The 26,236-nt window shown below is 68.6% G+C and carries 23 protein-coding genes and 1 pseudogene; 13 read left to right on the top strand and 11 right to left on the bottom strand.

Annotated features, from left to right (window positions below; all coding sequences use genetic code 11):
• Positions 1 to 21: 21 nt before the first annotated feature.
• On the bottom strand, positions 22 to 1,251 hold the full coding sequence (locus L942_RS06860) for a D-alanyl-D-alanine carboxypeptidase family protein (RefSeq protein WP_037356405.1): 1,230 nt from the start codon (positions 1,249 to 1,251) through the stop codon (positions 22 to 24).
• 42 nt (positions 1,252 to 1,293) lie between these two features.
• Here L942_RS06860 and L942_RS06855 point away from each other — a divergent pair, with 42 nt between their 5' ends.
• Together L942_RS06855 and L942_RS06850 are read left to right on the top strand one after the other, a co-directional pair.
• Entirely contained in the window at positions 1,294 to 1,539 is a 246-nt protein-coding gene (locus L942_RS06855; RefSeq protein ID WP_081654961.1) for an SCO4848 family membrane protein, read from the top strand.
• A 69-nt stretch (positions 1,540 to 1,608) separates the two neighbouring features.
• Positions 1,609 to 2,991 (top strand): S8 family peptidase, encoded by a 1,383-nt coding sequence (locus L942_RS06850; RefSeq protein WP_037356399.1) that lies wholly within the window; start codon positions 1,609 to 1,611, stop codon positions 2,989 to 2,991.
• A 64-nt stretch (positions 2,992 to 3,055) separates the two neighbouring features.
• Here the strand turns inward: L942_RS06850 and L942_RS06845 are convergent, their stop codons facing one another.
• From L942_RS06845 to sdhC, 4 genes are read right to left on the bottom strand one after another with little or no spacing between them, the layout of a single operon-like run.
• Positions 3,056 to 3,829 carry a succinate dehydrogenase iron-sulfur subunit gene (locus tag L942_RS06845; RefSeq protein WP_037356397.1) on the bottom strand — a complete coding sequence of 258 codons (774 nt, stop codon included), beginning with the start codon at positions 3,827 to 3,829 and terminating at the stop codon, positions 3,056 to 3,058.
• Positions 3,829 to 5,583 (bottom strand): succinate dehydrogenase flavoprotein subunit, encoded by a 1,755-nt coding sequence (gene sdhA / locus L942_RS06840; protein WP_037356394.1) that lies wholly within the window; start codon positions 5,581 to 5,583, stop codon positions 3,829 to 3,831. Before sdhA ends, L942_RS06845 begins: the two co-directional genes overlap by 1 nt.
• Before the next feature lie 36 nt (positions 5,584 to 5,619).
• Positions 5,620 to 6,036 (bottom strand): succinate dehydrogenase hydrophobic membrane anchor subunit, encoded by a 417-nt coding sequence (locus tag L942_RS06835; RefSeq protein WP_037356391.1) that lies wholly within the window; start codon positions 6,034 to 6,036, stop codon positions 5,620 to 5,622.
• A gap of 4 nt (positions 6,037 to 6,040) precedes the next feature.
• On the bottom strand, positions 6,041 to 6,490 hold the full coding sequence (sdhC, locus tag L942_RS06830; protein ID WP_009072553.1) for a succinate dehydrogenase, cytochrome b556 subunit: 450 nt from the start codon (positions 6,488 to 6,490) through the stop codon (positions 6,041 to 6,043).
• 552 nt (positions 6,491 to 7,042) lie between these two features.
• On the opposite strand from sdhC, the gene L942_RS06825 reads away from it, so the two are divergent.
• The 6 genes from L942_RS06825 to L942_RS06800 all read left to right on the top strand — a co-directional run bounded on the left by L942_RS06825 (position 7,043) and on the right by L942_RS06800 (position 13,904).
• Positions 7,043 to 8,185: a BMP family lipoprotein gene (locus L942_RS06825; protein WP_037356384.1), complete on the top strand. Its 1,143-nt coding sequence runs from the start codon at positions 7,043 to 7,045 to the stop codon at positions 8,183 to 8,185.
• Between the two features lie 80 nt (positions 8,186 to 8,265).
• On the top strand, positions 8,266 to 9,831 hold the full coding sequence (locus L942_RS06820) for an ABC transporter ATP-binding protein (RefSeq protein WP_037356381.1): 1,566 nt from the start codon (positions 8,266 to 8,268) through the stop codon (positions 9,829 to 9,831).
• Complete coding sequence (locus tag L942_RS06815) at positions 9,828 to 10,925, top strand: ABC transporter permease (RefSeq protein WP_037356378.1); 1,098 nt, start codon at positions 9,828 to 9,830, stop codon at positions 10,923 to 10,925. Before L942_RS06820 ends, L942_RS06815 begins: the two co-directional genes overlap by 4 nt.
• Positions 10,926 to 10,972: 47 nt before the next feature.
• Complete coding sequence (locus L942_RS06810; RefSeq protein WP_051165772.1) at positions 10,973 to 12,205, top strand: ABC transporter permease; 1,233 nt, start codon at positions 10,973 to 10,975, stop codon at positions 12,203 to 12,205.
• Positions 12,205 to 12,594 (top strand): cytidine deaminase, encoded by a 390-nt coding sequence (locus L942_RS06805; RefSeq protein ID WP_037356372.1) that lies wholly within the window; start codon positions 12,205 to 12,207, stop codon positions 12,592 to 12,594. Before L942_RS06810 ends, L942_RS06805 begins: the two co-directional genes overlap by 1 nt.
• 50 nt (positions 12,595 to 12,644) lie before the next feature.
• On the top strand, positions 12,645 to 13,904 hold the full coding sequence (locus L942_RS06800) for a thymidine phosphorylase (RefSeq protein ID WP_037356369.1): 1,260 nt from the start codon (positions 12,645 to 12,647) through the stop codon (positions 13,902 to 13,904).
• Positions 13,905 to 14,432: 528 nt separating this feature from the next.
• Here the strand turns inward: L942_RS06800 and L942_RS06790 are convergent.
• Positions 14,433 to 15,524: a PA containing protein gene (locus tag L942_RS06790; RefSeq protein ID WP_037356363.1), complete on the bottom strand. Its 1,092-nt coding sequence runs from the start codon at positions 15,522 to 15,524 to the stop codon at positions 14,433 to 14,435.
• A 211-nt stretch (positions 15,525 to 15,735) separates the two neighbouring features.
• On the opposite strand from L942_RS06790, the gene L942_RS06785 reads away from it, so the two are divergent.
• Together L942_RS06785 and L942_RS06780 are read left to right on the top strand one after the other, a co-directional pair.
• Positions 15,736 to 16,827, top strand: a complete 1,092-nt coding sequence (locus L942_RS06785) for an adenosine deaminase (protein ID WP_037356360.1) — start codon at positions 15,736 to 15,738, stop codon at positions 16,825 to 16,827.
• Between the two features lie 110 nt (positions 16,828 to 16,937).
• Positions 16,938 to 18,155 (top strand): MFS transporter, encoded by a 1,218-nt coding sequence (locus tag L942_RS06780; RefSeq protein ID WP_037356357.1) that lies wholly within the window; start codon positions 16,938 to 16,940, stop codon positions 18,153 to 18,155.
• 32 nt (positions 18,156 to 18,187) lie between these two features.
• On the opposite strand, the gene L942_RS06775 is transcribed toward L942_RS06780, so the two are convergent.
• Positions 18,188 to 18,745 (bottom strand): TetR/AcrR family transcriptional regulator, encoded by a 558-nt coding sequence (locus L942_RS06775; RefSeq protein WP_037356354.1) that lies wholly within the window; start codon positions 18,743 to 18,745, stop codon positions 18,188 to 18,190.
• Between the two features lie 102 nt (positions 18,746 to 18,847).
• On the opposite strand from L942_RS06775, the gene L942_RS06770 reads away from it, so the two are divergent.
• The gene (locus tag L942_RS06770; protein ID WP_037356351.1) at positions 18,848 to 19,552 is read left to right on the top strand and encodes an SDR family NAD(P)-dependent oxidoreductase; all 705 of its coding nucleotides are present in this window, start codon (positions 18,848 to 18,850) and stop codon (positions 19,550 to 19,552) included.
• 5 nt (positions 19,553 to 19,557) lie between these two features.
• Here L942_RS06770 and L942_RS06765 read toward each other — a convergent pair whose 3' ends face one another.
• The gene (locus L942_RS06765; protein ID WP_037356348.1) at positions 19,558 to 20,811 is read right to left on the bottom strand and encodes a hypothetical protein; all 1,254 of its coding nucleotides are present in this window, start codon (positions 20,809 to 20,811) and stop codon (positions 19,558 to 19,560) included.
• A 152-nt stretch (positions 20,812 to 20,963) separates the two neighbouring features.
• On the opposite strand from L942_RS06765, the gene L942_RS06760 reads away from it, so the two are divergent.
• The gene (locus L942_RS06760; RefSeq protein WP_037356498.1) at positions 20,964 to 23,468 is read left to right on the top strand and encodes a DEAD/DEAH box helicase; all 2,505 of its coding nucleotides are present in this window, start codon (positions 20,964 to 20,966) and stop codon (positions 23,466 to 23,468) included.
• On the opposite strand, the gene L942_RS06755 is transcribed toward L942_RS06760, so the two are convergent.
• Both L942_RS06755 and L942_RS06750 read right to left on the bottom strand, forming a co-directional pair.
• Complete coding sequence (locus L942_RS06755) at positions 23,455 to 24,012, bottom strand: hypothetical protein (RefSeq protein ID WP_235078924.1); 558 nt, start codon at positions 24,010 to 24,012, stop codon at positions 23,455 to 23,457. The two genes, L942_RS06760 and L942_RS06755, sit on opposite strands and share 14 nt — an antisense overlap.
• Positions 24,013 to 24,247: 235 nt before the next feature.
• The gene (locus L942_RS06750) at positions 24,248 to 24,829 is read right to left on the bottom strand and encodes an NADPH-dependent F420 reductase (protein ID WP_037356345.1); all 582 of its coding nucleotides are present in this window, start codon (positions 24,827 to 24,829) and stop codon (positions 24,248 to 24,250) included.
• Positions 24,830 to 24,902: 73 nt separating this feature from the next.
• Between L942_RS06750 and L942_RS06745 the strand changes: the two are divergent.
• A pseudogene (locus tag L942_RS06745) lies at positions 24,903 to 25,205 on the top strand (winged helix-turn-helix transcriptional regulator); the annotation flags it as partial.
• 5 nt (positions 25,206 to 25,210) lie between these two features.
• Here the strand turns inward: L942_RS06745 and L942_RS06740 are convergent.
• Positions 25,211 to 26,140 carry a sugar-binding transcriptional regulator gene (locus L942_RS06740; protein WP_051165768.1) on the bottom strand — a complete coding sequence of 310 codons (930 nt, stop codon included), beginning with the start codon at positions 26,138 to 26,140 and terminating at the stop codon, positions 25,211 to 25,213.
• Positions 26,141 to 26,236: the final 96 nt, after the last annotated feature.

Below are 26,236 nucleotides of genomic sequence, written 5' to 3'. Positions count from 1 at the left end.
GGAGGCCCTTTTTTGTGGTCGCTACCCGCGGGCGTTGCGCTTGCGCTGATAGCCGATGACGAACCCGGCCACGATGACCACCAGCACGATGACCGTCAGGATCCAGCCGGTCGTCCCGAACGGGTCCGGCTTCTGCGTCGCCGCGGTCGTCGCGCCCGCGGGAGTGATCTCCTTGTCCGACATCGGGGCGGAATCGGCGGTCAGCGGCTGGTAGGCGATCTGCCCGACCGGCTGCGCACCGCTCTTCTCCAGCGCGAAGCCGTAGTCGAGCAGCTTCGCCGCCTGGTCGACCACTCGCGTCGGACGCTGCTCGGCCCGCATCACCACGATCGCGAGCCGGTGCCCGTCGCGCTCCGCGCCCCCGACGTAGGTGTGCCGCGCGTCGTCCGTGAAGCCGGTTTTCCCGCCAAGGAAGCCGGGGTACGTGCCGAGCAGTTTGTTGTCGTTGATCAGCGGGATCGGCGGTTTCCCGTCGATGGCCGGGATCGTGTACGTCTTCGTCGCGACCGTCTTGGCGAACTCCGGCTGCTTCATCGCGTAGTGGAAGACCAGGCTCAGGTCGTACGCCGAGGTCGACATGCCCGGTCCGTCGAGACCGGACGGGGTCGCCGCGCGGGTGTCGGTCGCGCCGATGCGGGCGGCGAGCGCGTTCATCTTCGCGACCGCGGTGTCGACGCCGCCGAGCGCGGTCGCGAAGGCGTGCGCGACGTCGTTGCCGGAGTGCATCAGCAGGCCGTGCAGCAGCTGGTCCACCGTGTAGTGCCCGCCCGCGGTGATGCCGACGCAGGTGCACTCCTGCTCGGCGTCCTCCTTCGTCGGGACGATGACCTGGTCCGGCTTCAGCTCGGTGACCACCACCAGCGCCAGCAAGGTCTTGATCAGCGACGCCGGCCGCTCCCGCGCGTGCGGGTCCTTCGCCGCGACGACCGCGCCGGTGTCGAGATCCTGCAGAACCCACGACGCCGAGGTGTCGCCCGGAGGCAGCGGCGGCGCGCCCGGCGGGAGGATCGGGCCGCAGCCGCCCAGCCGGGCGCCGCCGACCGGCTGCGCGGGCACCGGAAGCGGCGGCGGGACGGCCTGGCCCGGCTTCGGCTTCTCCGAGGTGTCCACCGGGGCCGGCGGCACGGCGTGTTCGGTGCATTGCTCCGCCAGCGCCGGTGCGGCGAGGGCGACAGGCGCGGCGACGGCTACGAGGGCTGCGGCGAGTGGCGCGGCGAATGCTCGCAGCGACCGGGCGAAAGCGGGGTGCACCCACGCAATCTAGCGCCGATGGTCCGGCGGCATACTCGAGACATGCGCATTTCACGAGGTACAGCGATGGCCTTGTTCGCTTTCGGCATCTGGTCCTGGATCATCTGGATCACGTTCGCCAAGAATCTCTGGGCCAGCAACCAGTCGTGGGCGGCCGACGGTTCGCCCACCGGGTACTTCATCGTGCACGCGATTCTGACGGTGGTTTCGTTCGTGCTCGGCACCGCGATCGGGGTGCTCGGCTGGCGCGGCATCCGGGCGACCTCGAAGGAGCGCGCGAACACCTGAGGAGTCCTTTGGTCGGTAGCGGGCGGGTCCGGGCTGGCTTAGTTTCGGGCAACCGACCATGGAGGCTAAATGTCCCGTTTACGTCGATTGCTCGTCCCGCTCGCGGTAGCCGGCGTCGCTGCCGGTGCGGTGGCCGTGCCGGCCTCCGCCGCGCCCGCGCCGTCGTGTGACACCACCAGCAAGCAGTACAGCTACGTCGTGCTGTACCAGCCGGGCGAGAGCCAGCGTTCGGTCGACGCGGAGCTGACTGCCAAGTGCGGCAAGCGGATCGCGTACTACCCGGAGATCGGGGTCGCGGTCGCCAGCTCGCGCAACGCGGATTTCGCCGATCGGATCGGCGTGAAGCGGGCGTACTCGGGGGGCAGGGACGTCGCCGCGAAGGCCGCCGCCCGAGCCGGAGCGCGCTCGGCGATCGGGACCCTGGAGCGGACGGAGAACGTCGCCGCCGGGGACGATTTGTCGACTCAGCAGTGGGACATGCGAGCCATCCACGCTCCGGAAGCGAACAAGATCAACCCTGGCTCGCGGTCGGTCACTGTCGGCGTGCTGGATTCCGGCATCGACGCCAAGCACCCCGCACTCGCGCACGCGGTAGACCCGCGCTCTTCGACCGGCTGCGTCACCGGCGCGCCAGACGCGTCCGCGTGGGCACCGACGACCTCCGACCACGGCACGCATGTCGCGGGCACCATCGCGGGCAAGGACGTGAAGCGCGGCTTCACCGGCATCGCACCGGGCGTGCGCTTGGCATCGGTGAAGGTCGTGAACGACGAGGGCTACATCTTCCCGGAGGCGGCGGTCTGCGGCTTTGTCTGGGCCGCGCAGCACGGTTTCCAGGTGACGAACAACAGCTACTACATCGACCCCGGGATGTTCTACTGCCGCAACGAAGCTGGTGACGCCGCCGCGTACGAGGCCGTACGGCGCGCCGTGACCTACTCGACGCAGCGCGGGACCCTCAACGTCGCTGCCGCGGGGAACTCGGGCTTCGACGTGCGTACGCAGACAGTCGATCCGAACCGTCCACACAAGATTGACTCTTCGTGCGGCATCCTGCCGAAGGCGATCGACGGAGTGGTGACCGTGTCTGCGGTTGGCTACGCGGGGACGAAGTCCTCGTACTCCAACTACGGCGCTGTCACGGTTACCGCGCCGGGCGGGGATTTCGCGCAGCTGCCGCCTCCTGGCGAGGGCGAGGGCTGCACGTTGTCGACGGTGTTCAACGGCGCTTATGGCACCAAGTGCGGCACTTCGATGGCTTCACCACACGTGGCCGGGGTTGCGGCGCTGTTGGCCTCCACACATCGAAACGCACCGCCGCGGGCTTTGACGGCTTTGTTGACCGCAGAGGCGGATCCGGTGGCTTGCGATGTATCGGCGTGTGCGGGGCCGAAGCAGAACAACTCGTTTTACGGGCATGGCTTGGTGAACGCGCTGGACGCGGTTCGCTGACGCAGCACCAAAAACGGCCCTGGTCCCGAAAGCTCGGGGCCAGGGCCGTTTCGTTGCCAGCAGGTCAGACGCGCTTGAAGAGGAGGGCGCGTTTGACTTCCTGGATCGCCTTCGTCACCTGGATGCCACGCGGGCAGGCGTCGGTGCAGTTGAACGTCGTGCGGCAGCGCCACACGCCTTCGCCGTCGTTCAGGATGTCCAGCCGCTCTTCGGCGCCCTCGTCGCGGGAGTCGAAGATGAAGCGGTGGGCGTTGACGATCGCCGCCGGGCCGAAGTACGAGCCGTCGTTCCAGTAGACCGGGCAGGACGACGTGCAGCAGGCGCACAGGATGCACTTGGTGGTGTCGTCGAAGCGGTCGCGGTCGGCCTGGGACTGGATCCGCTCGCGGGTCGGCTCGTTGCCGTAGGTGATCAGGTACGGCTTGATCGCCCGGTACGCCTCGAAGAACGGGTCCATGTCGACGTAGAGGTCCTTCAACGTCGTCAGGCCCTTGATCGGGGCGATGGTGATCTCGGTCTTCTTGCCGTTTTTCTCCAGCAGGTCCTTCAGCAGCACCTTGCAGGCCAAGCGGTTGATCCCGTTGATCTGCATCGCGTCCGACCCGCACACGCCGTGCGCGCACGAGCGGCGGAAGGAGAACGTGCCGTCGATGTAGTCCTTGACGTAGAACAGCAGGTTCAGCACGCGGTCGGTCGGCTGCGCCGGGACGTCGTAGGTCTCCCAGTGCGGCTCGGAGTCGACTTCCGGGTTGAACCGCAGGATCTTCAGCGTGACCTGGATCGGCGTGTGCTCGTCGGACGCCTTGGCGGAGGGCGCCTCTGGGGTGGCCGTCGTCATCAGTACTTCCGCTCCATCGGTTCGTAGCGGGTGAAGGTGACCGGCTTGTAGTCGAGCCGGATGTCGGCCGACAGCCCCTCGCCCTGCTTGTAGGCCATGGTGTGCCGCATGAAGTTCGTGTCGTCGCGGTTCGGGTAGTCCTCGCGGGCGTGGCCGCCGCGGGACTCCTTGCGCGCGATCGCGCCGACGACCAGGACCTCGGCCAGCTCCAGCAGGAAGCCGAGTTCGACGGCCTCGAGCAGGTCGGTGTTGTACCGCTTGCCCTTGTCCGCCACGGTGATCCGCTGGTAGCGCTCCTTGAGCGCCTGGATGTCGGTCAGCGCCTGCTTCAGCGTGTCCTCGGTGCGGTACACCGAAGCGTGCGAGTCCATCGTCTGCTGCATTTCCTTGCGGATGTCGGCGACGCGCTCGTCGCCGTGCTCCGACAGCAGCAGCTTCAGCTGGTCCTCGACCAGCTGAGTCGGGTTCTCCGGCAGCTCGACGTGGTCGTGCGCCAGCGCGTACTCCGCGGCGGCGATGCCCGCGCGGCGGCCGAAGACGTTGATGTCCAGCAGCGAGTTCGTGCCCAGCCGGTTCGAACCGTGCACCGACACGCAGGCGACCTCGCCCGCGGCGTACAGGCCCGGGATGACGTGCTCGTTGTCGCGCAGCGCCTCGCCGTGGACGTTCGTCGGGATGCCGCCCATGACGTAGTGGCACGTCGGGAACACCGGCACCGGCTCCTTGACCGGGTCGACGCCGAGGTAGGTGCGGGAGAACTCGGTGATGTCCGGCAGCTTGGTCTCGAGGACCTCGACCGGCAGGTGGGTCACGTCCAGGACCACGTAGTCCTTGTTCGGCCCGCAGCCGCGGCCCTGCAGCACCTCCTGGACCATCGACCGGGCGACGATGTCGCGCGGCGCGAGGTCCTTGATGGTGGGGGCGTAGCGCTCCATGAACCGCTCGCCGTCGGCGTTGCGGAGGATGCCGCCCTCGCCGCGCACCGCCTCGGAGATCAGGATGCCGAGGCCGGCCAGGCCGGTCGGGTGGAACTGGAAGAACTCCATGTCCTCCAGCGGAAGACCCTTGCGGAAGATGATGCCGAGGCCGTCGCCGGTGAGGGTGTGCGCGTTCGACGTGGTCTTGAAGATCTTGCCCGCGCCGCCGGTGGCGAACACGATCGACTTCGCCTGGAACACGTGCAGCTCGCCGGTGGCCAGTTCGTAGGCGACCACGCCGGAGGCGATCGGGTTGCCGTCCTCGTCCTCGGAGAGGATCAGGTCGAGCACGTAGAACTCGTTGAAGAACTCGGTGCCGTGCTTGACGCAGTTTTGGTACAGCGTCTGGAGAATCATGTGGCCGGTGCGGTCCGCGGCGTAGCAGGCGCGGCGCACCGCGGCCTTGCCGTGGTCGCGGGTGTGCCCGCCGAACCGGCGCTGGTCGATCTTGCCCTCGGGCGTCCGGTTGAACGGAAGACCCATCTTCTCCAGGTCGAGGACGGCGTCGATGGCCTCCTTGGCCATGATCTCCGCGGCGTCCTGGTCGACCAGGTAGTCACCGCCCTTGACGGTGTCGAAGGTGTGCCATTCCCAGTTGTCCTCTTCGACGTTCGCCAGCGCGGCGCACATGCCGCCCTGTGCCGCGCCGGTGTGGGACCGGGTCGGGTAAAGCTTGGTGAGGACCGCGGTGCGGGCGCGCTGGCCGGACTCGATGGCGGCGCGCATGCCGGCGCCGCCCGCGCCGACGATCACCACGTCGTACTTGTGGAACTGCATAGGGAAAGACTCCGCTAGCTAGTGGTGGGTGCGCCTTCAGGAGGCAGGCATCTCGGGGTCGAACGTGAAGATCACCATCGTGCCGACGGCCAGGATGACCACCATCGAGACGTAGAGCAGGATCTTCAGCCAGAACCGGGTGGAGTCCTTGCGCGCGTAGTCGTCGATGATCGTGCGCAGGCCGTTGCCGCCGTGGATCTCGGCGAGCCACAGCATGGCCAGGTCCCAGAACTGCCAGAACGGCGAGGCCCACCGGCCGGCGACGAAGCCCCAGTTGATGCGGTGCACGCCGCCGTCGAGGATGTTCATGATGAACAGGTGGCCCAGCACCAGGATGATCAGCGCGAGGCCGGAGATGCGCATGAACAGCCAGCTGTAGAGCTCGAAGTTGCTGCGCCGGGCGGCCGGGCGCCGCGGCGAGCGCGGCTTGTCGAGGATCAGAGCGTCGGCCATGGGATCAGGCACCCCCGAAAAGCGTCTCGACGGTGCGCTTCAGCATGAAGAACGCACCCGGAACCATCACGACCACCCACACGACGCCGATGACCCAGAGCATCGTCTTCTGGTACTTCGGGCCCTTGGCCCAGAAGTCGACCAGCAGGACGCGCAGCCCGTTGAGTGCGTGGTACAGCACCGCGCCGACAAGGCCGACCTCGAGCAGGTTCACGATCGGCGTCTTGTACGTCTCGATGACCTGGTCGTAGGTGTTCGGCGACACGCGCACGAGCGCGGTGTCGAGAACGTGCACGAACAGGAAGAAAAAGGTCAGCACGCCGGTGATGCGGTGAAGCACCCAGGACCACATGCCGGGGTCGCCCCGGTAGAAGGTTCCCTGCCGGCGTGAGGCACCCGCCCGATCGCTAGCTCCTGCCCCGCTTTCGGTGGCAGTGCTCGCCGTGGTGGACATCGGTGAACGGCCTCCAACGTCATGACTGTCGTGCCCGGGTGACCGGTGAGGTCCGCACCCGCGGCCGGGGTCGGTCCACTGGGGACAACTCCGGCGACGGTGCCGAGATCAGGGGCCATCGAGCGTGGATGCATGGATGCTAGACCCGACCCCGACGCCCGGCTCACCTCCGGGTTCCTCTCTGTGACAGACCAGACACCGCCGACCGCGGCAGACCACTCGGACGTGTGGTCTGGAGCACGTCTGGCTGTCCGTGAAGGACTCCTTCCGGGAATCAGATTCCCGGAAGGAGTCCTTCACGGACCTTCCCCGGCCGCGAGCGGGGGCACGGTGCGTGAGGGGCGGGCCAACCGAGGGGCAGTTGATCACAGTCGGCGCCGGATTGGTCGCGGATCGGACCTCCGAGTAAACGTTTGTGTTACGTAGCGTGCCGTTCCTATGGCGGTTACCCGGCGGTTGGGTACGGTCTGCCAGTTGAGCCCGGCGACCGTGACCGGGCCGTTCCTGGATCGTCCGCTGGATCAGCGGGGAGGGAGACACACGTTGCGTCGCATGCGTGGAACCGCGCTGGCCGCCGCGACCATGGCTGGGGTGCTTGCACTGGCCGGGTGCGCGAAGGACACCGGGGGAAGCAACAACAACGCGTCCGGTTCGGACGGCAATTCGGGCTCCAACTGCATCACCGCGCCGAAGCCGCCCGCCGCGCCGGCCGCCGCCACGAGCAGCAGCGCCGCCTCGGGCAAGGTCGACGGCAGCAAGCTCAAGGTCGGCCTGGCCTTCGACGTCGGCGGTCGCGGTGACGCTTCCTTCAACGACGCGGCCGCCGCGGGGACCGACCGGGCGAAGTCCGACCTCGGCGTCCCGACGGTCAACGAGAGCACCGCGAGCGCGAGCGAGAGCGAAGCCGCCAAACAGCAGCGGCTCGAGCAGATGGCGCAGTCGGGCCTGAACCCGATCATCGCGGTCGGGTTCGCGTACGCGCCGTCGGTGAAGGCGATCGCCGCCAAGTACCCGAACACCAAGTTCGCGATCGTCGACGACGACTCGATCACCCTGCCGAACGTCACGCCGCTGGTCTTCGCCGAGGAGCAGGGCTCGTTCCTGGCCGGCGTCGCCGCCGCGTACAAGAGCAAGAAATGCCACATCGGCTTCGTCGGCGGCGTGAACACCCCGCTGATCCAGAAGTTCGAGGCCGGCTTCCTGCAGGGCGCGCACGCCGTTTCGAACAAGATCAAGATCGAGGACGAGTACCTGACGCCGGCCGGCGACTTCTCCGGTTTCCAGGACCCGCCGAAGGGCAACGCGAAGGCGGCCGCGGAGATCTCGCGCGGCGCGGACGTCGTGTACCACGCGGCCGGAGCCTCCGGCAAGGGCGTGTTCGACGCGGCCAAGCAGAACAACGCGCTGGCCATCGGCGTCGACTCCGACCAGTACAACCAGAAGACCGTCGCCGCGGACAAGGACATCATCATCACCTCGATGATCAAGCGCGTCGACGTCGCGGTCTTCGAATACCTGCAGGCCGTCGCGAAGGGCGACCTGAGCACGCTGCCCAAGCGCTTCGACCTGAAGTCCGACGGGGTCGGCTACTCGACCTCCGGCGGCAAGGTCGACGACATCAAGGACGTGCTCGACGGGTACAAGGCGCAGATCGTTTCCGGCGCCATCAAGGTCTCGGACAAGCCGGCCAAGTAACGCTCACGACGCGGCAGGGCTCGGAAGGATCCTCCTTCCGGGCCCTCACGCGTTTCCGACAGAACGGGATGTCCCCTCCGATGACCGAGATCGAGGCCGAAGCCGTCCCCGACCGGGGCGTGCCGGCCGTCCAGCTGACCGGGATCACCAAGCGGTTCCCCGGCGTGGTCGCGAACTCCGACGTCAACCTCACCGTCGCGGCGGGCGAGGTGCACGCGCTGTGCGGCGAGAACGGCGCGGGCAAGTCGACCCTGATGAAGATCCTGTACGGGATGCAGCAGCCCGACGAGGGCAGCATCGCCATCAACGGCGGCGAGGTGAAACTGCGCAACCCGCAGGACGCCATCCGCGCCGGGATCGGCATGGTGCACCAGCACTTCATGCTCGCCGACAACCTGACCGTCGCGGAAAACGTGTTCCTGGGCGCGGAGTCGCTGCACGGCATCGGCCGCGCGGCGCGGGCGCGGCTGCAGGAGCTGTCCAAGCGCACCGGGCTGCACGCGAAGCCGGACGCGCTGCTGGAGGAACTCGGCGTCGCCGACCGTCAGCGTGTCGAGATCGTCAAAGTCCTTTACCGCGGCGCGAAAATCATCATCCTCGACGAGCCGACCGCGGTCCTCGTGCCGCAGGAAGTGGACGCGCTGTTCGCGACGGTCCGCGAGATGCAGGCCGACGGGTACACGTTCCTCTTCATCTCGCACAAGCTCGACGAGGTGCGCGCGATCGCCGACACGGTCACCGTGATCCGGCGCGGCACCACGGTCGGCACCGCGGACCCGAAGAAGATCACCAGCCGGGAACTGGCCGAGATGATGGTCGGGTCGGAGCTGCCGAGCCCGGAGACGCGCGAGTCGACGGTGACCGACCGCGAGGTGCTGCGGGTGCGCGAGCTGCGGCTGTCGGCCGAGGGCTCTGAACGCAACGTGCTCGACCACATTTCCTTCACTGTGCACGCGGGCGAGGTGCTCGGCATCGCGGGCGTCGAGGGCAACGGCCAGACCGAACTGGTCGAGACGATCATGGGGATGCGCAAGGCGAGCGGCGGCCACATCGAGCTGACGCCGCCCGACGGCGAGACGCACGACCTGGTCAAGCTGGGCACGCTGGCGCGGCGCGAGGCGGGCATCGGCTACATCGCCGAGGACCGCACGCGGCACAGCCTGCTGCTCACGCAACCGTTGTGGGTCAACCGGATTCTCGGTTACCAGACGCGGGAACCGGTGTCCGGCGGGCAGTTGCTCAACATCGCGGGCGCGCGGGAGGACACCGAGCGCATCGTGCGCGAGTACGACGTCCGCACGCCGGGCATCGACGTGCCGGCCGCCGCGTTGTCCGGCGGTAACCAGCAGAAGCTGATCGTCGGCCGCGAACTGTCCGGCAACCCGGTGCTGCTGATCGCGTCGCACCCGACGCGCGGCGTCGATGTCGGCGCGCAGGCACTGATCTGGGAACAGATCCGGCAGGCCCGTGCCGACGGCCTCGCCGTGCTGCTGATCTCCGCGGACCTCGACGAGCTGATCGGGTTGTCCGACACCATTCGCGTGATGCTGCGCGGGCGGCTCGTGAGCGAGGCGAACCCGGCCACCGTCACTCCGCAGGAACTCGGTTCCGCCATGACCGGCGCCGAAGAAGGTGAAGACTCATGAGTTCGTGGCGCACGCGGCTGCTGCCGCCTCTGCTCGCGATCGCGTTCGCGGTGATCCTGTCCGCGATCGCGCTCGTCATCTCCGGCGCCGACCCGTTGCAGGCGTACGGGACGATGATCGGCCAGCTGTTCAAGGGTTCCACCGCGGTCGACACGGTGAACCTCGCGACGGTCTACTACCTGTCCGGTCTCGCCGTGGCCATCGGGTTCCAGATGAACCTCTTCAACATCGGCGTCGAGGGCCAGTACCGGTTCGCCGCGGTGGTCGCCGCGATCATCGGCGGGGCGCTGCAGCTGCCGCCGGTCATCCACACCATCGTGATCCTGCTGGTGGCCATCGTTTCCGGCGCGCTGTACGCGACGATCCCGGCGGTGCTCAAGGTGACCCGCGGCGTCAGCGAGGTCATCTCGACGATCATGCTGAACTCGATCGTCGCCGGCATCATCGCGTTCCTGATCAACGCCGACCAGTTCGGCGTGCAGACCGGCAACAACATCGGGACCAGGGTGATCGCGCCGTCCGGCCGGATCCCGGGCATCCCGGTCGGGTCGGGCACGCTGTTCGGGTTCGTGTTCATCGCGATCGCGATCGGCGTCGCCTACTGGTTCATGCTGAACCGCACCCGGTTCGGCTTCGAGCTGAAGGCGAGCGGCGAGTCCGCGACCGCCGCGGCGGCCGGCGGCGTGAGCGCGAAGAAGATGACGCTCATCGCGATGCTGCTGTCCGGTGCGGTGGCCGGTCTGGTCGCCATGCCGGAACTGCTCGGCCGCGACTACAGCTACGGCATCACCGCGACCCAGATGTACGGCTTCACCGGCATCGCGGTCGCGCTGCTCGGCCGCAACCACCCCGGCGGCATCGCGTTCGGCGCGCTGCTGTGGGCGTTCCTGGACACCTCGGCGGTGTCGCTGGAGCAGATCAACGTGTCCAAGGAAATCGCGACGATCATGCAGGGCATCATCGTGCTCTCGGTCGTCGTGGCGTACGAGATCGTGCGCCGGGCCGACCTCGCCGCGGAACAGCGCAGGGTGGGCAGGGCGCTCGCCGGCAACGGCCGCAAGGGCGCCTCGGTCGCGGAAGGCGGTGCGGTGTGACCACCACGACGGAGTTCTCCCGGCCGGGACCGGAGTCCGGCACGCCGATGCCGGTCAAGCGCAAGCGGCCGCGGATTCCCGGCTGGCTGCGCGGGGTGATCTGGGCCGTGGTCGCGATCGCGGTCATGTCGACCGCGTCGTACGCCACCGGAGTTTCGGCACTGACGTCCAGCAACACCGCGTCGACCGCGCTGCGGCTGGCGCTGCCGATCCTGCTGTGTGCACTGGGCGGGCTGTGGGCCGAGCGCGTGGGCGTGATCAACATCGGCCTCGAAGGCATGATGATCCTCGGCACCTGGGGCGCGGCCTGGGGTTCGTACTACGGCGGCGCGTGGGTCGGCCTGCTGGCCGCGATCGGGTTCGGCGCGCTGGGCGGTCTGCTGCACGCGGTGGCGACGGTGACGTTCAACGTCAACCACATCGTCTCCGGCGTCGCGATCAACCTCCTCGGGCTCGGGGTCGCGAAATATCTGGCGAACCTGATCTTCGAGCCGCTGTCGGGCAATCCGCGCCAGTCACCGCCGGTGCCGAAGTTCGACACCTACTCGGCGGCCGGACTGTCGGACTGGCTGGGTTCGCTGGAAAATCAGCAGCGCGTCGGGCTTTCGGACGTCGCGGGCATTCTGCGCGGGCTGGTGACCGGGGTCGCGCCGCTGACCATGATCGCGATCGTGCTGGTCCCGGTGAGCTACTGGATCCTCTGGCGCACGAGGTTCGGGCTTCGGCTGCGTTCGTGCGGCGAGAACCCGGTCGCGGCGGAGTCGCTCGGCGTGAACGTGTACCGCTACAAGTACGTCGGCGTGCTGATCTCCGGCGGTTTCGCGGGCATGGGCGGTGCGTCGCTGGTGCTGCTCAAGGGCGGCGCGGACTACCTGGAGAACCAGACCAACGGCCGCGGGTACATCGGTCTGGCCGCGATGATCTTCGGCAACTGGCGGCCGGGCGGGCTGCTCGGCGGCGCCGCGCTGTTCGGGTACTCCGACGGTCTGCAGCTCGCCGGCGGCGGCGACGCGGTGCTGGCGTTGCTCTACGGCGCGGTGATTCTGCTGGCGATCATTGTGATCGTGCAGCTGATCCGGAAGCGCTGGCTCGCGGCCGCGCTCGGTGTCGTCGGCGCCGGGATTCTGTACGCGATCTACTGGACCAACGACACTCTGCCGAGCGACTTGATTCCGTACACCGCGCACTTCGTGACGCTGATTGTGCTGGCCGTTGCGTCGCAACGACTTCGCCCGCCCAAGGCGGACGGTGCGCAGTATCGGCGAGGTGAGGGCGACTGATGTCCGAAGTGGACTGGGAGACGTTGCGCGCGGCTGCGGTCGCGGCTGCCTCGCACGCGTACGCGCCTTATTCGGGATTGCAGGTCGGCGTGGCGGCCATTGTGGACGATGGGCGGCAGGTGACCGGGTGCAACGTCGAAAACGCTTCGTACGGCTTGGGTTTGTGCGCTGAGTGCACAATGGCCGGACAATTGCGACTGTCCGGCGGCGGCCGGTTGGTCGCGGTCGCTTGCCGAAGCGGCGCGGGTGAACTGTTGATGCCGTGTGGACGGTGCCGGCAGATTCTTTTCGAACTCGGCGGTTCTTCTTGCCTGGTCGACACTCCGCGCGGGGTGCTGCCGATGTCGGAGGTGCTGCCGGACGCGTTCGGGCCGGAGGATCTGCCGTGACGCCTGCCGACGCACTTCCTCCCGCGGAGGCGGCATCAGATCCAGTTGCGGTGGACGTCATCCGGACCAAGCGGGACGGCGGACGGCTGAGCGACGAGCAGATCGACTGGGTCGTCGACGCCTACACCCGCGGGGTGGTCGCGGAAGAGCAGATGGCCGCGCTGGCCATGGCGATTTTCTTGCGGGGCATGGACGACGGCGAAATCGCGCGCTGGACCGGCGCGATGATCGACTCGGGTTCGCGGCTGTCGCTGGACGTCGCGCGCCCGACTGTGGACAAGCACTCGACCGGCGGGGTCGGTGACAAGATCACCTTGCCGCTGGCTCCGCTGGTCGCCGCGTGCGGGGCCGCGGTGCCGCAGCTGTCCGGTCGCGGACTCGGCCACACCGGCGGGACGCTGGACAAACTGGAGTCGATCCCCGGCTGGCGCGCGGCATTGTCCTTGGACGAGATCGCGGCACAGCTGAACTCGGTCGGCGCGGTGGTGTGCGCGGCGACCGAGGGGTTGGCCCCGGCGGACAAGAAGCTGTACGCGCTGCGGGATGTCACGTCGACGGTCGAGTCGGTGCCGTTGATCGCCAGTTCGATCATGAGCAAGAAGATCGCCGAGGGCGCTTCGGGGCTGGTGCTGGATGTGAAGGCCGGCTCCGGGGCGTTCATGAAGACCTTGCCCGAGGCGCAGTTGCTGGCGCGGACGCTCGTGGACATCGGCACCGCGCATGGCGTGGCCTGCACGGCGTTGATTACCGACATGAGCACGCCGCTCGGGCGCGCGGTCGGGAACGCGGTCGAGGTCGCCGAGGCGGTCGAGGTCCTCCGCGGCGGCGGCCCGGCGGATGTGGTCGCGTTGACGGTGGCGTTGGCTCGGGAAATGCTCGCGTTGGCAGGGATTTCCGTGGATCCGGCCGAGGTGCTGGCGTCCGGTGAAGCTTACGAGGTGTGGGCCCGGATGATCGCCGCACAGGGCGGGGACCCTTCGGCTTCCTTGCCGCGTCCTGCTCATGTGCACGTGGTTGAGGCGCCTGCTTCGGGGGTGCTGACCTCGCTGGACGCCTATGCGGTCGGCGTCGCGGCCTGGCGGCTCGGGGCGGGCCGGGCGCGGAAGGAAGACCCGGTGCAGGCTGCGGCGGGGATCTTGTGCCACGCGAAGCCCGGGGATGCGGTGGTGGCAGGGGAGCCGTTGCTGGAACTGCACACGGACACTCCCGACGCGGTGCCTGCTGCTCTTGCCGCTTTGGAGGGCGGGTTTTCGGTGGGGGCGGAGGCTCCTGCTGCGACGGGGATCGTGCTGGGGACGGTTCGGCCCTGACTGCCCTTCTGCGGAGAAGCCCCCGTCCAGAGTTCTGGGCGGGGGCTTCGTTATTGCTTGCCAGACCAGGTTGTCCACACTCGCCGCCGGTTGTGGAGTAGTCGGCCTCTGCACGCTCTGAGCGCCGGTTTCGTCGGGTCACGCCGGTAGAATGGGCATGGGCAGCCCCCCAGAGGAGGGCGGGGGTGGGCGTCGGCTCGGAAGCGGAGGCGCGCCGCACTGGGAGGCCGTGCGGTAGGGGATTGCTTTTCGGCGGGGTGCTCGCGGACCGGCTGCCGCGCGCGGTGGATGCCGCCCGCGACTGTGAATCGGCGAAGCTCCGCCCGGGCTTGTGGCGGAGCTTCGGGTTTATCCAGCACTTTCCCGTCCGGTGATGTCGTGAGCTGTCGGTCCTCTCGAAGGCCTGGCCGCGGTGCGAGCGGCAGGCTTCGGATGGTGTTCGCTGGCCGTGAGGTGAAGTGCCGCCCGGGCCTTGGAACGACGAAGCCCCCGTCCAGAATCTCTGGGCGGGGGCTTCGGTCATTCAGCTCATTCAGTCGACTCGTCGGCGTCCCCGCCGGTCTTCGCCTTGGCGTCGGCGGCCTTCGGCGACCGACCGTTGCGCGAGCTGCGGCGCGGCTGCCGCGGGGCGGGCGGGGGCGGGGCGATCTGCTGCACCGCGGGCCCGCCGCCCAGCATGAGTTCCGCGAAGGTCGCCATCGCCTCGTCCAGCTGGCCGCCGATGCGGCGCACCGATTCGTCGTTGCTGCGGCGCACCAGCGAGTCGACCGCGTCGGTGTCCGGCTGCTTCGACAGCGTGCCTTCGACCTTCGACAGGCCGCTGCGGACCGAGCCGTCCAGGTCGCCGATGCGGCCGGTGACGTCGTCCTCGACCTTGTCGATGCGGCTGGACAGGTCGTCGAGACGCTGGGTGATCGTTTCGAGTTTCGTGCTCACCGCGTCGAGACGGGCGGCCGGGTCGATCATCTCGCCGGTGTCGGAGACCGCGCTCTTCAGCGCGTCGGTCGCGGTGGCGATGCGTTCCTTCGTCGCGCGGTCCAGTTCGTCCACGCGCGAGCGCAGTTCCTGGTCGGTGGTCTCGATCCGCTCGCGCAGCGACGTCTCGGTCATCTCGATCCGGTCGCGGATCGGGCCCTGCGTCGTCTGCGGCAGCGATTCGAGCTTCGCGTCCTGCTTGTCCAGGTGCCCGCCCAGCTCGTCGAGGCGGCGGTGGATGTTCTGCAGCTTGTCCTCGAGCCCGTCCATCCGGCCCGCGACGCCCTCGAACCGCGCCGCCACGCCGTCGAGGCGTCCGTCGAGCTGGGCGAAGGGCTTCGCCAGCTTGTCGACAATGCTCTCCACCGCGTGCGTGAGCGCGGCGATCGCGTTGTCCTGCGACTCCAGCCGCGTCATCGCCTCGTCGAGGCGTTCCGCCAGCACCCCGACCTCGGTCCGGTCCGGCAGTTCCGACAGCCGCTTGCGCACCGCGCCCAGGGAGTCCACCGGCGCGAGCCGGGCGTAGATGTCGTCGAGCGCGTCGAAGATCTGCTGCTGCTCGCTCTCACGAACCTCGGCCGCGCGCACCAGCATGTTGCGCATCCGGTCGAACGACGGAGCGGCAATGTGGTTGTCAGTGGTCACTGCGGTGTCCTTCGTCGGCGGGGAAAATGGAAGGGACTGACCCGAGCTTATCGATGAAGAAAATTGCTGTGCGTATGGCCCCCGGGGAACGCGGATAAGACCCGTGCCACCCGGATGGCCGATTCCTTGCGCACAGTGCTGAGCAGAGGGTTGTTCCGGTGCGCTCGGTTACGGCCAGGTAGGGGAATGACAGCGAGGCTACCGTTGGAGCATGTCGGACGTAACCCCGCTGAGCGCGGAGATCCTGCGCCGCGCCCCCAAGGTCCTGCTCCACGACCACCTCGACGGAGGTTTGCGGCCGGGCACGGTCGCCGAACTCGCCGAGAGTCTCGGCTACCGGGACCTTCCCGCGACGGATCCGGACGAGCTGGGCCGCTGGTTCCGCGCCGCGGCGGACTCCGGTTCGCTGGTGTCCTACCTCGAAACGTTCGCCCACACGTGTGGCGTGATGCAAACGGAGGAAGCGCTGGTCAGGGTTGCCGCGGAAGCGGTCGAAGACCTGGCCGCGGACGGGGTGGTCTACGCCGAGCTGCGGTACGCGCCGGAGCTGTTCGTGGAACGCGGGCTGTCACTCGATGCAGTGGTCGAGGCGGTCCAAGCGGGCTTCGCCGAGGGAACGCGGAGGGTAGCCGCGGGCGGCGGCCGGATCCGGGTGCGGACGCTGTTGTGCGGGATGCGCCAGCACGCCCGCGCGCTCGAGATCGCCGAACTGGCGGTGCGCTACCGCGACGCCGGGGTGGCCGGATTCGACATCGCCGGACCGGAGGAAGGATTTCCGCCTACCCGCAATCTGGACGCATTCGACTATTTGCGCCGGAACAATGCGCACTTCACCATTCATGCCGGCGAAGCGTTCGGGCTTCCGTCGATCGGCGAGGCAATCCAGTACTGCGGCGCGGAACGGCTCGGGCACGGCGTGCGGATCATCGACGACATCAGCACCGGCGCCGACGGAAATGTCCATCTTGGACGGTTGGCCGCCTACGTCCGCGACCGGCGGATCCCGCTGGAAATCTGCCCCTCGTCGAACGTCCAGACCGGAACCGTCCCGTCGCTGGCCGAACATCCCATCGGGCTGCTCGCCCGGCTGCGCTTCCGCGTCACGGTCAACACCGACAACCGGCTGATGAGCGGCTGCACGATGACCAGTGAATTCGCCGCGCTGGCCGAGACGTTCGGCTTCGGTCTCGACGACTTCCGCTGGTTCACGATCAACGCGATGAAATCCGCGTTCCTCGATTTCGACGAGCGGCTCGAGCTGATCGAGAAGGTCGTCAAACCCGGGTACGCGGCACTCGGCTGAATCCCGGCTACGTACGCGACCGCCGCGGAAAGCCGGTTGCGTTCGTTAGCCATGCCAACTATCGTTCACTATGTAAGAAGATTTTCTCAAGTATTGAGACGGTGGGCGGAATGACGCAGGTCGAGGCGGGGGAGCAGGTGCGGCAGAAGGGCAGTTCGCGACGGTGGCTGATCCTCGCGCTCGGCCTCGCCGCGCAGACCGCCAGCTGCTCGTTCCTTTACGGGTTGCCGTTTCTCGTGCCCGCGATGCGCGAGGCCGACCAGTTGACGCTGGCACAGGCGGGAACGGTCGTCGCGGCGCCGAGCATCGGTCTGCTGCTGACGCTCATCGCCTGGGGTGCGGCTGCGGACCGTTACGGCGAGCGCCTCATCATGGCGCTGGGCCTGGGCGTATCGGGGTTACTCCTCGTGTACGCCGCCCTGTGGCACCACCCGGTCGGACTTCTCTTTGGGGTGTTTCTCGTAGCCGGTGCGTGCACGGCTTCGGTGAACGCGGCGAGCGGCCGGGTCGTGATGGGCTGGTTCGCGAAATCGGAGCGCGGCGTCGCGATGGGGATCCGGCAGACGGCGCAGCCGCTGGGAGTCGGAGTGGCCGCGCTCGGGCTGCCGCCGCTGGCCGCGCAGTGGGGGTTCCAGGCGGCCATGCTGCTGCCGGCGGTGCTCGCGGTCGGCGTGGCGCTGCTGGTCGCCGTGTTCGTCGTCGACCCGCCGCGGCCGCCTCGCGCGGCGAAGGGGGAGCGGCCGCCGTCGCCGTACCGCAAGCCGTGGCTGTGGCGAGTGCACGGGGCGAGCGCGCTGCTGGTGGTGCCGCAGTTCGCGGTGTCCGCCTTCGCGCCGGTGTACCTGGTGTCGCAGCATCAGTGGACCGCCGCGCAGGCCGGCGTGTTCGTCGCGGTGGCTCAGGTGCTCGGCGCGCTCGGCCGGCTGGCGTCCGGGTATTGGTCGGACCGGGTCGGCAGCCGGTTGCGGCCGATGCGGCAGCTCGCCGTCGCGAGCGCGGTCGTGATGCTGCTGGTCGCGCTCGGGGACGCGACGTGGCTGTGGCTGGTGCTCGCCGCGCTGGTGCTGGCGGCGGTGATCACGGTGGCGGACAACGGTCTTGGCTTCACCGCGTCGGCGGAACTGGCCGGGGTCGCGTGGTCCGGGCGGGCGATGGGGACGCAGAACACCGCGCAGAACATCGCCGCGTCGGCGACGCCGCCGTTGCTGGGCTTGGTGATCGGCGACAGCCGGTATGCGCTGGCGTATTGCGTGGCGGCGATTTTCCCGCTGCTGGCCATAGGTTTGGTTCCGGTGCGCGCGGACAGCCGGGAGGAGCAGGGGACGTGAGTGGCAATTCCGGTTAGAACCGGGATTGCCACTCACGAGACCTTGAGCCCGTCGAGAAAGAACGCCAAATGCCGCCGCCAGGTTTCCGCCGGTTCATGGATCAGCTGCGACATCGCGGAAACCAGCGGAGCGAGATCCGCTGGTTCGAAATCCGCCCGCAGCCGACCGGATTCCTTTGCCCGGTCGATGATCCGTCCGGCATGCGCGAAACCGGTGCGGCACGCCTCAAGGACGGCAGGACTCAGCGGCAGCCGCCGGGCGAGGGCGTCGCTGAGGCCGTGGTCCTTGGCCTGCAAGGCGAACAGTCCGTCAAGGAAACCGGTGAAGCCCTGCCACGGGTCCGGCTCCGCCAGCGCCTTTGTCGCGAGCTCGTCCAACGCGGCTAATTGTGCGGGCAGGATCGCGTCGACAAAGGCTTCCCGGGTCGGGAAGTGCGCGTACAGCGTGCCGATGCTGACTCCGGCGCTGCGGGCGATCTGCTCGAGGGGTGCGTCGAGGCCCTGCTCGCCGAACGCCCGCGTCGCGGCGGCCAGCAGCTTGTCGCGGTTGCGGGCGGCGTCCGCGCGCAACGGCTTCGATCCGGTGGCCATGGGCCCATCGTACAAAGTCGAGGGCACCCTCGGGTTTTGTGGTAGCTTGGCGAACGAAGTCGAGGGTACCCTCGATTTACTTCTGGGGAAGGGAAGCCAGCCATGACCACTCGCCCGACCGCTGTCGTACTCGGCGTCGGACCCGGACTCGGGATGTCGATGGCCCGCCGGTTCGCCGACGAGGGGTACCGCGTCGCGCTCGTTTCGCGCACCGCTGAGCGGCATCCGGCCTATCTGGCCGAACTCGAAAACGCGGAAGCGTTCGTGGGAGACGTCCGGAACGGGATCGGAGCGACACTCGACGAAATCGCCGACCGGTTCGGTGCCATCGACGTCGCCTACTACGGCCCGGCCGCGATCGAGCCGGACAGCATGCCCGCGGACATCGCCGAGGCGACCGTCGATGCCGTCCAGAAGGCGATGAGCTGGGTCTACCCCGCGGTGGAAGTCGTCGGCAAGCTGCTGCCGGGCATGCTGTCACGGGGGCGCGGCGGGTTCTTGTTCGCCGGCGGGCTCAGCGCGGTGCGGCCGATGCCCGCGCTCGGCGCGCTCGCGGTGTCGTCGGCGGCGCTGCGGAACTACGCCCGGACACTGCACGAGGGGCTGGCCGGGACCGGCGTGTACGCGGGCAGCCTCATCATCGGCGGCCTGATCGAACGCGGCGACATCCACCGGATGGTCGTTGCCCAGCGGGAAAAATACGGCGACGCCGGCGGCCGCACCCTGAATCCGGATGCGATCGCCGGCGCCGCCTGGAAGATGTTCTCCGCCGGGGCCCCGGCCGAGAGCGTGTTCGACGCGCTCTAGAAGGTTCAGACCACCGTGAGGCGGTTCTCGAAGTCCTCAACCAGCTTGCGCCAGGCGCTCTGTTCGGCGTCGAACGGAGCGCTCGGCTCGAGCCGGCTCGGGTCCGGCCGCAGCACGAACGACACCAGCCAGCCGAGGCTTTCGTCGCCCGCCAGCGCGGTTTCGACGGTGTCGTCGCCCGCCCATTCGGCCGCGTCGGTGATCAGCTCGACGGCCAGCTCCAGCTGGGTCGGGTCGATCGACTCCGGGCCCTCGGCGATGTCCTCGTCGAGGCCGGGGAACACGTAGGTGTTGTCCTGGTCGACCTCGATCTCCAGCTCGCCGGCCGCCGCCTTCTCGCGCACCTCGTCCCAAGTGGACACCCCGGCGAGGTCGGTGTCGGCGAGTTCGTCGCCCGCCTTGATCGCCTTGAGCAGCGCCTTCGGCGAGCTGAACACGTCGATCTCGCCCTCGCTGCCGAGGAACACCGGCTTGTCGTCGAGGTAGCAGCGCAGCGTGTAGTACTCCGCGCCGGAAGTGACGATCTTGATCGGGTCGATGCCGACCTCGCCCCAGAAGCCGACCGGTTCGTCCTCGGCGTCCTCGTCGTCGGTGTCGACCACTTCGAGGTCTTCCGGACCGCCGTCCTCTTCCCCGGCCTCCGCCTCGGCGGACTCCTCGTGGAAGGCGGCCAGCTCCTCGGCGGTCTGCTCCAGCACCGCGGCGTCGACCTCCGGCACGGTCACCAGGTTGTCGATCGCGTCGAGCACGATGTCCCACTTCTCGGAGACGGCCTTCGACAGGTCGTTCCACAGCGCTTCGCCCTCGCGCCCGGTGAACGGCAGCCGGCCCTGCTCCAGCAGCGAGAAGCCCTCGTACGCGTCGAGCACCTCGTGCACCTCGTCCAGCTCGCACACGTCGGCGAGCGAACGGACGATGCCGACGATTTCGGCCAGCTCGCCGATCGTCCAGGAGTCCGGCTCCTCGGCGACCAGCTCGGGCACGCCGACGAGGTCGTAGGAGTGGTCGTCGTCGGGGATCAGCTCGGGCACGTTCAGCGCGGGCACCGCGTCCCACGCCGGGTGGTCGAGCAGGTCGTGCTGCTCGGCCGTGCGCACGAAGGCGGCCAGGTGCGCGGCGTCCGGGAAGGCGTACAGGTCGTCCTCGTCGCCGAGGAACGCTTCCCACTCCTCGCCGTCCTCCCGCCACCGCGGGGCCCAGAGGGTGACCACGTCGCCCTGCGGCAGCCCGAGCTCGATCGGGATGATGTCCTGTGCCATTGCCGAATCCTCCGCGAGTACCGCCCGTGTGCGCGCCCGCCTTTCCGTCCCCTCCGGCAGCGCGCGGTACCGGAAGCCTACGGGTTGGGGCAAGCAGCCGCGATCTCCCCTGCACCCGCGGCCGCCGCCGGGATGGCACGATGGGCGACACGATGACTCTCACCGACCTCCTGCCAGCGGATCCCGACGCAGATTCCCTGTTCGCAGCCTTCACGACGTGGACGGCGGAACGGGGCATCGAGCTGTACCCGGCGCAGGAGGAGGCGGTGATCGAGGTCGTCTCCGGAGCCAACGTGATCCTGTCCACGCCGACCGGCTCGGGCAAGAGCCTCGTGGCGGTCGGCGCGCACTTCACCGCGCTCGCGCACGGCAAACGCAGTTTTTACACCGCGCCGATCAAGGCACTGGTCTCGGAGAAGTTCTTCCAGCTGATCGAGATCTTCGGGGCCGAGAACGTCGGCATGATGACCGGCGATTCGAGCGTCAACGCGGACGCGCCGATCATCTGCTGCACGGCGGAAATCTTGGCGAACATCGCGTTGCGCGACGGTGCCGAGGCGCCAGTCGGCCAGGTCGTCGCGGACGAGTTCCACTTCTATTCGGAACCGGACCGCGGCTGGGCGTGGCAGGTGCCGCTGATCGAACTGCCGAACGCACAGTTCGTGCTCATGTCGGCCACGCTCGGCGACGTTTCGTTCTTCGAAAAGGACCTGACCCGGCGGACCGGACGGCCGACCGCGGTGGTCACCTCGGCGCAGCGGCCGGTACCGCTCACCTTCCGGTACGCGCTCACGCCGCTGCACGAGACGATGTCCGAGTTGCTGGGCGGCGGCCAAGCGCCGGTGTATGTCGTGCATTTCTCGCAGGCCGCGGCCATCGAGCGGGCGCAGACGCTGATGAGCATCAACGTCACGACTCGCGCCGAGAAAGACGCGATCGCCGACCTGCTCGGCGACTTCCGGTTCTCCGCCGGGTTCGGCAAGACGCTCTCGCGGCTCGTGCGGCACGGCATCGGCGTGCACCACGCGGGCATGCTGCCGAAGTACCGGCGGCTGGTCGAAACGCTCGCGCAGTCCGGGCTGCTGAAGGTGATCTGCGGGACGGACACCCTCGGCGTCGGCATCAACGTGCCGATCCGGACGGTGGTGTTCTCGGCGCTCACGAAGTACGACGGCGTGCGGCAGCGGCATTTGAAGGCGCGCGAGTTCCACCAGATCGCCGGACGCGCCGGCCGGGCCGGATACGACACCGACGGGTATGTCGTCGTGCAGGCGCCGGACCACGTGGTGGAGAACGCGAAGGCGCTGGAGAAGGCGGGCGACGACCCGAAGAAGAAAAAGAAGATCGTCCGGAAGAAAGCGCCGGAGGGCTTCGTCAACTGGACCGAGAGCACGTTCGAGCGGCTGATCGCGGCCGAGCCGGAACCGCTCACGTCCAGCTTCCAGGTCAGCCACTCGATGCTGCTGAACGTGATTTCCCGGCCGGGCAACGCGTTCGACGCGATGCGGCACCTGCTGGAGGACAACCATTCGGACCGGCCGACGCAGCGGAAGCTGATCCTGCGGGCGATCGAGATCTACCGTTCGCTGCTCGCCGCCGGGGTGGTGGAGCAGCTGCCCGAGCCGGACGCCGAGGGCCGCATCGTCCGCCTGACCGTGGACCTGCAGTTCGATTTCGCGCTGAACCAGCCGCTTTCACCGTTCGCGTTGGCCGCTATCGAACTGCTGGACATGGAGTCCCCGTCGTACGCGCTGGACGTGGTGTCCATTGTGGAATCCACGGTGGACAATCCGCGGCCGGTGTTGTCGCAGCAGCAGTTCAAGGCGCGCGGCGAGGCCGTGCAGGCGATGAAGGCCGAGGGGATCGAGTACGACGAGCGGATGGAGCTGCTCGAATCCGTCACGTACCCGAAACCGTTGGAGGAACTGCTCAACGCGGCCTACCAGTCGTATCGCGCCGGGCATCCGTGGGTGGCGGATTACGAGCTGTCGCCGAAATCGGTGGTGCGCGACATGTACGAGCGCGCGATGAACTTCGTGGAATACGTGGGCTTTTATCAGCTCGCGCGTTCCGAGGGGCTGGTGCTGCGCTACCTCGCCGACACCTACGACGCGCTGCGGCACACCGTGCCGGACGAGGCGAAGACCGAATCGCTGCAGGACCTGATCGAATGGCTCGGCGAACTGGTGCGCCAGGTCGACTCGAGCCTGCTGGACGAATGGGAAGCGTTGCGGCACCCGGACGAGGAAGGCCCGGTGTCGCACCGGCCTCCGGCCGAGCCGCCCGCGGTCACGCGCAACGAGCGGGCGTTCCGGGTGCTGGTGCGCAACGAGTTGTTCCGCCGGGTGGAGCTGGCTTCGCGCCGGGCGTACGAGGACCTCGGCGCACTGGACGCCGCCTCCGGCTGGGACGCGGACGCGTGGGAAGACGCGATCGAGGACTACTTCGACGAGCACGATTCGCTCGGCATCGGCCCGGACGCCCGCGGTCCGGCGTTGCTGCTCATCGAAAAGGAACCGGACCTGTGGCGGGTCCGGCAGATTTTTGACGACCCGGCCGGCGACCATGACTGGGGAATCAGCGCGGAGGTCGATCTGCGCGCCTCGGACGAGGTAGGCAGTGCCGTGGTCCGGATCGTGGCCGTCAACCAGCTCTGAGCAGCCGGGTTTCCGGCCGCCGGACGAGCAGCACGACGAGCATGAGCAGCGACAGCGCGGGCATCGGGTAGCCGACCGCGAGCCCGGCGGCGGTGTCCGCGATCGGCGCGGCCAGCCCGGCGGTGAAGACCCACGTGGGCGCGGGCCGCGGTTTGGCCGCGGCGGACCAGGGGGTGCGCGACCATGGTTTGGCCACCGAGATCCACACCTGGAACGCCAGCCCGCTCGCCATCAACGCGGCGCCCGCAGCCTGCGGCCAGACTGGGCTGCCGGTCGCCGCGGCCTTGGTGAGCGCGGGCGAGAGCAGGAAAATCCCGGCGTACAGCTGGACGAGCGTCAGGCCGAATTTCACCAGCACCCACCAATGCCGGAAGAAGCCCCAGGCAGTGGCTCCGGCGAGCAGCAGGCCGGTGAACGCGGCTGTGTTCGCCATGGGGGCGAGCAGCACGGTGTCGAGACGCTTGGCCATGGTCATCGCCGGGCCCGGCTGCTCTCCGGAAAGCGCGACCAAAGTCAGCATGAAGAGAGCGAGTGCTTGGCTCATCCACGCAACTGAAGAAATTACGTGGAGTCACACCAGTGTCTGCCGCCATCGCGGGGAAACCCGAGTCACCGGGCCAGTTTCGCGGCCATTCGGCGACCCGGGCATCCGGTGAACCACCCAATTCGACCCTGAGGCCGGCCCGGCCGATCAGGGTCGGCGGGGAGTCCGGCGAGTCGTCAATCCACTTTAGACCGACCAAGCAGGGCGCGCGAGAAACGCTTGCGCAGATGTCGATTCAGGCGCTCATCAGCATGGATCGCGCGTCCAGCCCGTCGAACCACAGGCCGATCGCCAGCCCGGCCGCGGCTTCCAGCAGGGCGGCTCGGTCCAAGCCGCCAGCGGGCAGGGGCGTGCAGCCGACATCCCGGACCAGCTCGGTTGCCACCGCGACGGCCTCTGGGGCACCGCACAGCGGGACGCCGAGCGGGCGGCCCTCGAACAGCGGCGGGGTCATTCGCCAGACGTCCACGTGGGCGAGGTTGAACGCCTTCACCGCCAACGCGCCGGGAGCGTATTCGGCGATCCGGGCGGCCACGGGTTCGCCGGTCGCGCCGGGGGTGTTGGTGCAGTCGATCAGGACCTTGCCGGTCAGGTCGAGCGGGGTGAGCAGGGCTTCGAGCGCGGTGGTGGGGACGGCCAGCAGGATGACGTCCGCTCGGGCGGCGGCGTCGGCCCAGTCCAGAACCTCGGCACCCAGTTCGGCGGCCAACGCGGCCGCGCGAGCGGGGGAGCGGCCGGACACGGTCAGCTCGTGCCGGGTCCATTGGCCGCCGAGCGCGGAGGCCATGCCGCCGGTGCCGAAAAGAGCGATGCGCATGGGAAGGTCTCCTGTCGTCGCGTGGTTGTACGGAAGCGACGTTATGGACCCCGGCAGGAACCGAAAGGTAACCATGGACTTCATCGCCGACTGCCGCACCCGGCTCGCGTTCGACCTGGTGGCGAACACCTGGCATCCGGTCGTGCTGTGGGCGTTGAAGAACGGCCCGCTGCGGCACGGCGAACTGCGCACGCGCATCGGCGGAATCAGCGCGAAGGTGCTCACCGAAGCGCTGCGCAAGCTGGAGCGCGACGGCCTCGTCGAGCGTGCGGACCGGGCCTATCGGCTGACCGAGCTAGGGGTGAGTTTCCTCGGGCCGATCGAGGGCTTCGGACGCTGGGCCGCCGAGTACGGCGATCAGGTGCTCGAGGCGCAGCTCGCTCACGAGGGCAACGGCCTGGCCCGCGCCAGTTCCAGCAGCGGAACGGCCGCCGCGGCGTCGGTGACCAGCGTCGACACCAGTCCGGAGCGCAGCACCGCGTCCACGGCCTCGGCTTTCGGCCGGCTGTAGCCGATCGCGATCACCTCGGGGACCGCCATCAGCTCCTCGTGGCTGATCGCCAGCACGTGGTGCGCCAGCCCGGTCCCGAGCGAGTTGCCGTCCGCGTCGAACAGCCGCGCGGCGACCTCGGCGGTCGCGCCCCGGGCCGCGATGGCGGCGCGTTCGGCCTCGTCCAGCGCGTCGTACACAGTGGACTCCCCGGCTTCCCACGAACCGATGCTGACCACAGCCTTGGTGAGTTTCCCGAACTGCGCGAACGTTTCCGCGATGCCCGGCTGGTGCCGCAGGATCTCGGTGGTCCGCCGGTCGGGCAGGACGAGCGGGCCGAAAATCGGGTACGAATCGCCGCCGGACACCGACGTCACGCGGCTGACCGTCTCCACCGAACGGCCGCGCATGTCCATCCCGGCCTGCACCCCGCACAACTGCACGATCGGGCAGCGCGGCAGGGTCCGGATGGCCTCGGTCATCGCGTTGACCGACCGCGCCCAGGCCAGCCCGATGACGTCGTCCGGGGTGGCGATCTCCTCCAGCAGCCGGGCGGCCAGCGCGCCGACCCGTTTGCGGACGACCTCCCTCGGCTCCTTTTCCGATGCTCGTTCGAGCACGAGCACGCGGTCCAGCCGGTAGGCGCGGCGGATGTCGTCGGACAGGTGCACGTCGATCGGCGCCGGCAGGTCGAACTCGATCCGGACCAACCCGGACTCGAGCGCGGTGTCCAGCATCCGCGCGACCTTGAACCGGCTCATGCCGAACTCGTCGGCGATCTCGAGTTTCGAGGCGCCCTGCACGTAGAACCGCCTGGCCATGGTGGCCAGCAGCAGAGTCTCGGTCAGCGGTAGTGGCCCCTTTTTCCTGCTCACATGAGCAGGATAGCGCAAAAATGAGCTCTGCTGGTTGACGGA

This window comes from Amycolatopsis orientalis DSM 43388 (assembly GCF_000411975.1).
Classification (GTDB): domain Bacteria; phylum Actinomycetota; class Actinomycetes; order Mycobacteriales; family Pseudonocardiaceae; genus Amycolatopsis; species Amycolatopsis orientalis_D.
Note: the sequence above shows the minus strand (reverse complement) of the source record. Positions and strands in the feature narration are given on the sequence as shown.

Coding starts and splice junctions, on each gene's coding strand:
- L942_RS06855 (WP_081654961.1), top strand. CDS start 1,294: ATGCGCATTTCACGAGGTACAGCGATGGCCTTGTTCGCTTTCGGCATC.
- L942_RS06850 (WP_037356399.1), top strand. CDS start 1,609: ATGTCCCGTTTACGTCGATTGCTCGTCCCGCTCGCGGTAGCCGGCGTC.
- L942_RS06845 (WP_037356397.1), bottom strand. CDS start 3,829: ATGACGACGGCCACCCCAGAGGCGCCCTCCGCCAAGGCGTCCGACGAG.
- sdhA (WP_037356394.1), bottom strand. CDS start 5,583: ATGCAGTTCCACAAGTACGACGTGGTGATCGTCGGCGCGGGCGGCGCC.
- L942_RS06835 (WP_037356391.1), bottom strand. CDS start 6,036: ATGGCCGACGCTCTGATCCTCGACAAGCCGCGCTCGCCGCGGCGCCCG.
- sdhC (WP_009072553.1), bottom strand. CDS start 6,490: ATGTCCACCACGGCGAGCACTGCCACCGAAAGCGGGGCAGGAGCTAGC.
- L942_RS06825 (WP_037356384.1), top strand. CDS start 7,043: ATGCGTGGAACCGCGCTGGCCGCCGCGACCATGGCTGGGGTGCTTGCA.
- L942_RS06820 (WP_037356381.1), top strand. CDS start 8,266: ATGACCGAGATCGAGGCCGAAGCCGTCCCCGACCGGGGCGTGCCGGCC.
- L942_RS06815 (WP_037356378.1), top strand. CDS start 9,828: ATGAGTTCGTGGCGCACGCGGCTGCTGCCGCCTCTGCTCGCGATCGCG.
- L942_RS06810 (WP_051165772.1), top strand. CDS start 10,973: ATGCCGGTCAAGCGCAAGCGGCCGCGGATTCCCGGCTGGCTGCGCGGG.
- L942_RS06805 (WP_037356372.1), top strand. CDS start 12,205: ATGTCCGAAGTGGACTGGGAGACGTTGCGCGCGGCTGCGGTCGCGGCT.
- L942_RS06785 (WP_037356360.1), top strand. CDS start 15,736: ATGTCGGACGTAACCCCGCTGAGCGCGGAGATCCTGCGCCGCGCCCCC.
- L942_RS06780 (WP_037356357.1), top strand. CDS start 16,938: ATGACGCAGGTCGAGGCGGGGGAGCAGGTGCGGCAGAAGGGCAGTTCG.
- L942_RS06775 (WP_037356354.1), bottom strand. CDS start 18,745: ATGGCCACCGGATCGAAGCCGTTGCGCGCGGACGCCGCCCGCAACCGC.
- L942_RS06770 (WP_037356351.1), top strand. CDS start 18,848: ATGACCACTCGCCCGACCGCTGTCGTACTCGGCGTCGGACCCGGACTC.
- L942_RS06765 (WP_037356348.1), bottom strand. CDS start 20,811: ATGGCACAGGACATCATCCCGATCGAGCTCGGGCTGCCGCAGGGCGAC.
- L942_RS06760 (WP_037356498.1), top strand. CDS start 20,964: ATGACTCTCACCGACCTCCTGCCAGCGGATCCCGACGCAGATTCCCTG.
- L942_RS06755 (WP_235078924.1), bottom strand. CDS start 24,012: ATGAGCCAAGCACTCGCTCTCTTCATGCTGACTTTGGTCGCGCTTTCC.
- L942_RS06750 (WP_037356345.1), bottom strand. CDS start 24,829: ATGCGCATCGCTCTTTTCGGCACCGGCGGCATGGCCTCCGCGCTCGGC.
- L942_RS06740 (WP_051165768.1), bottom strand. CDS start 26,140: ATGGCCAGGCGGTTCTACGTGCAGGGCGCCTCGAAACTCGAGATCGCC.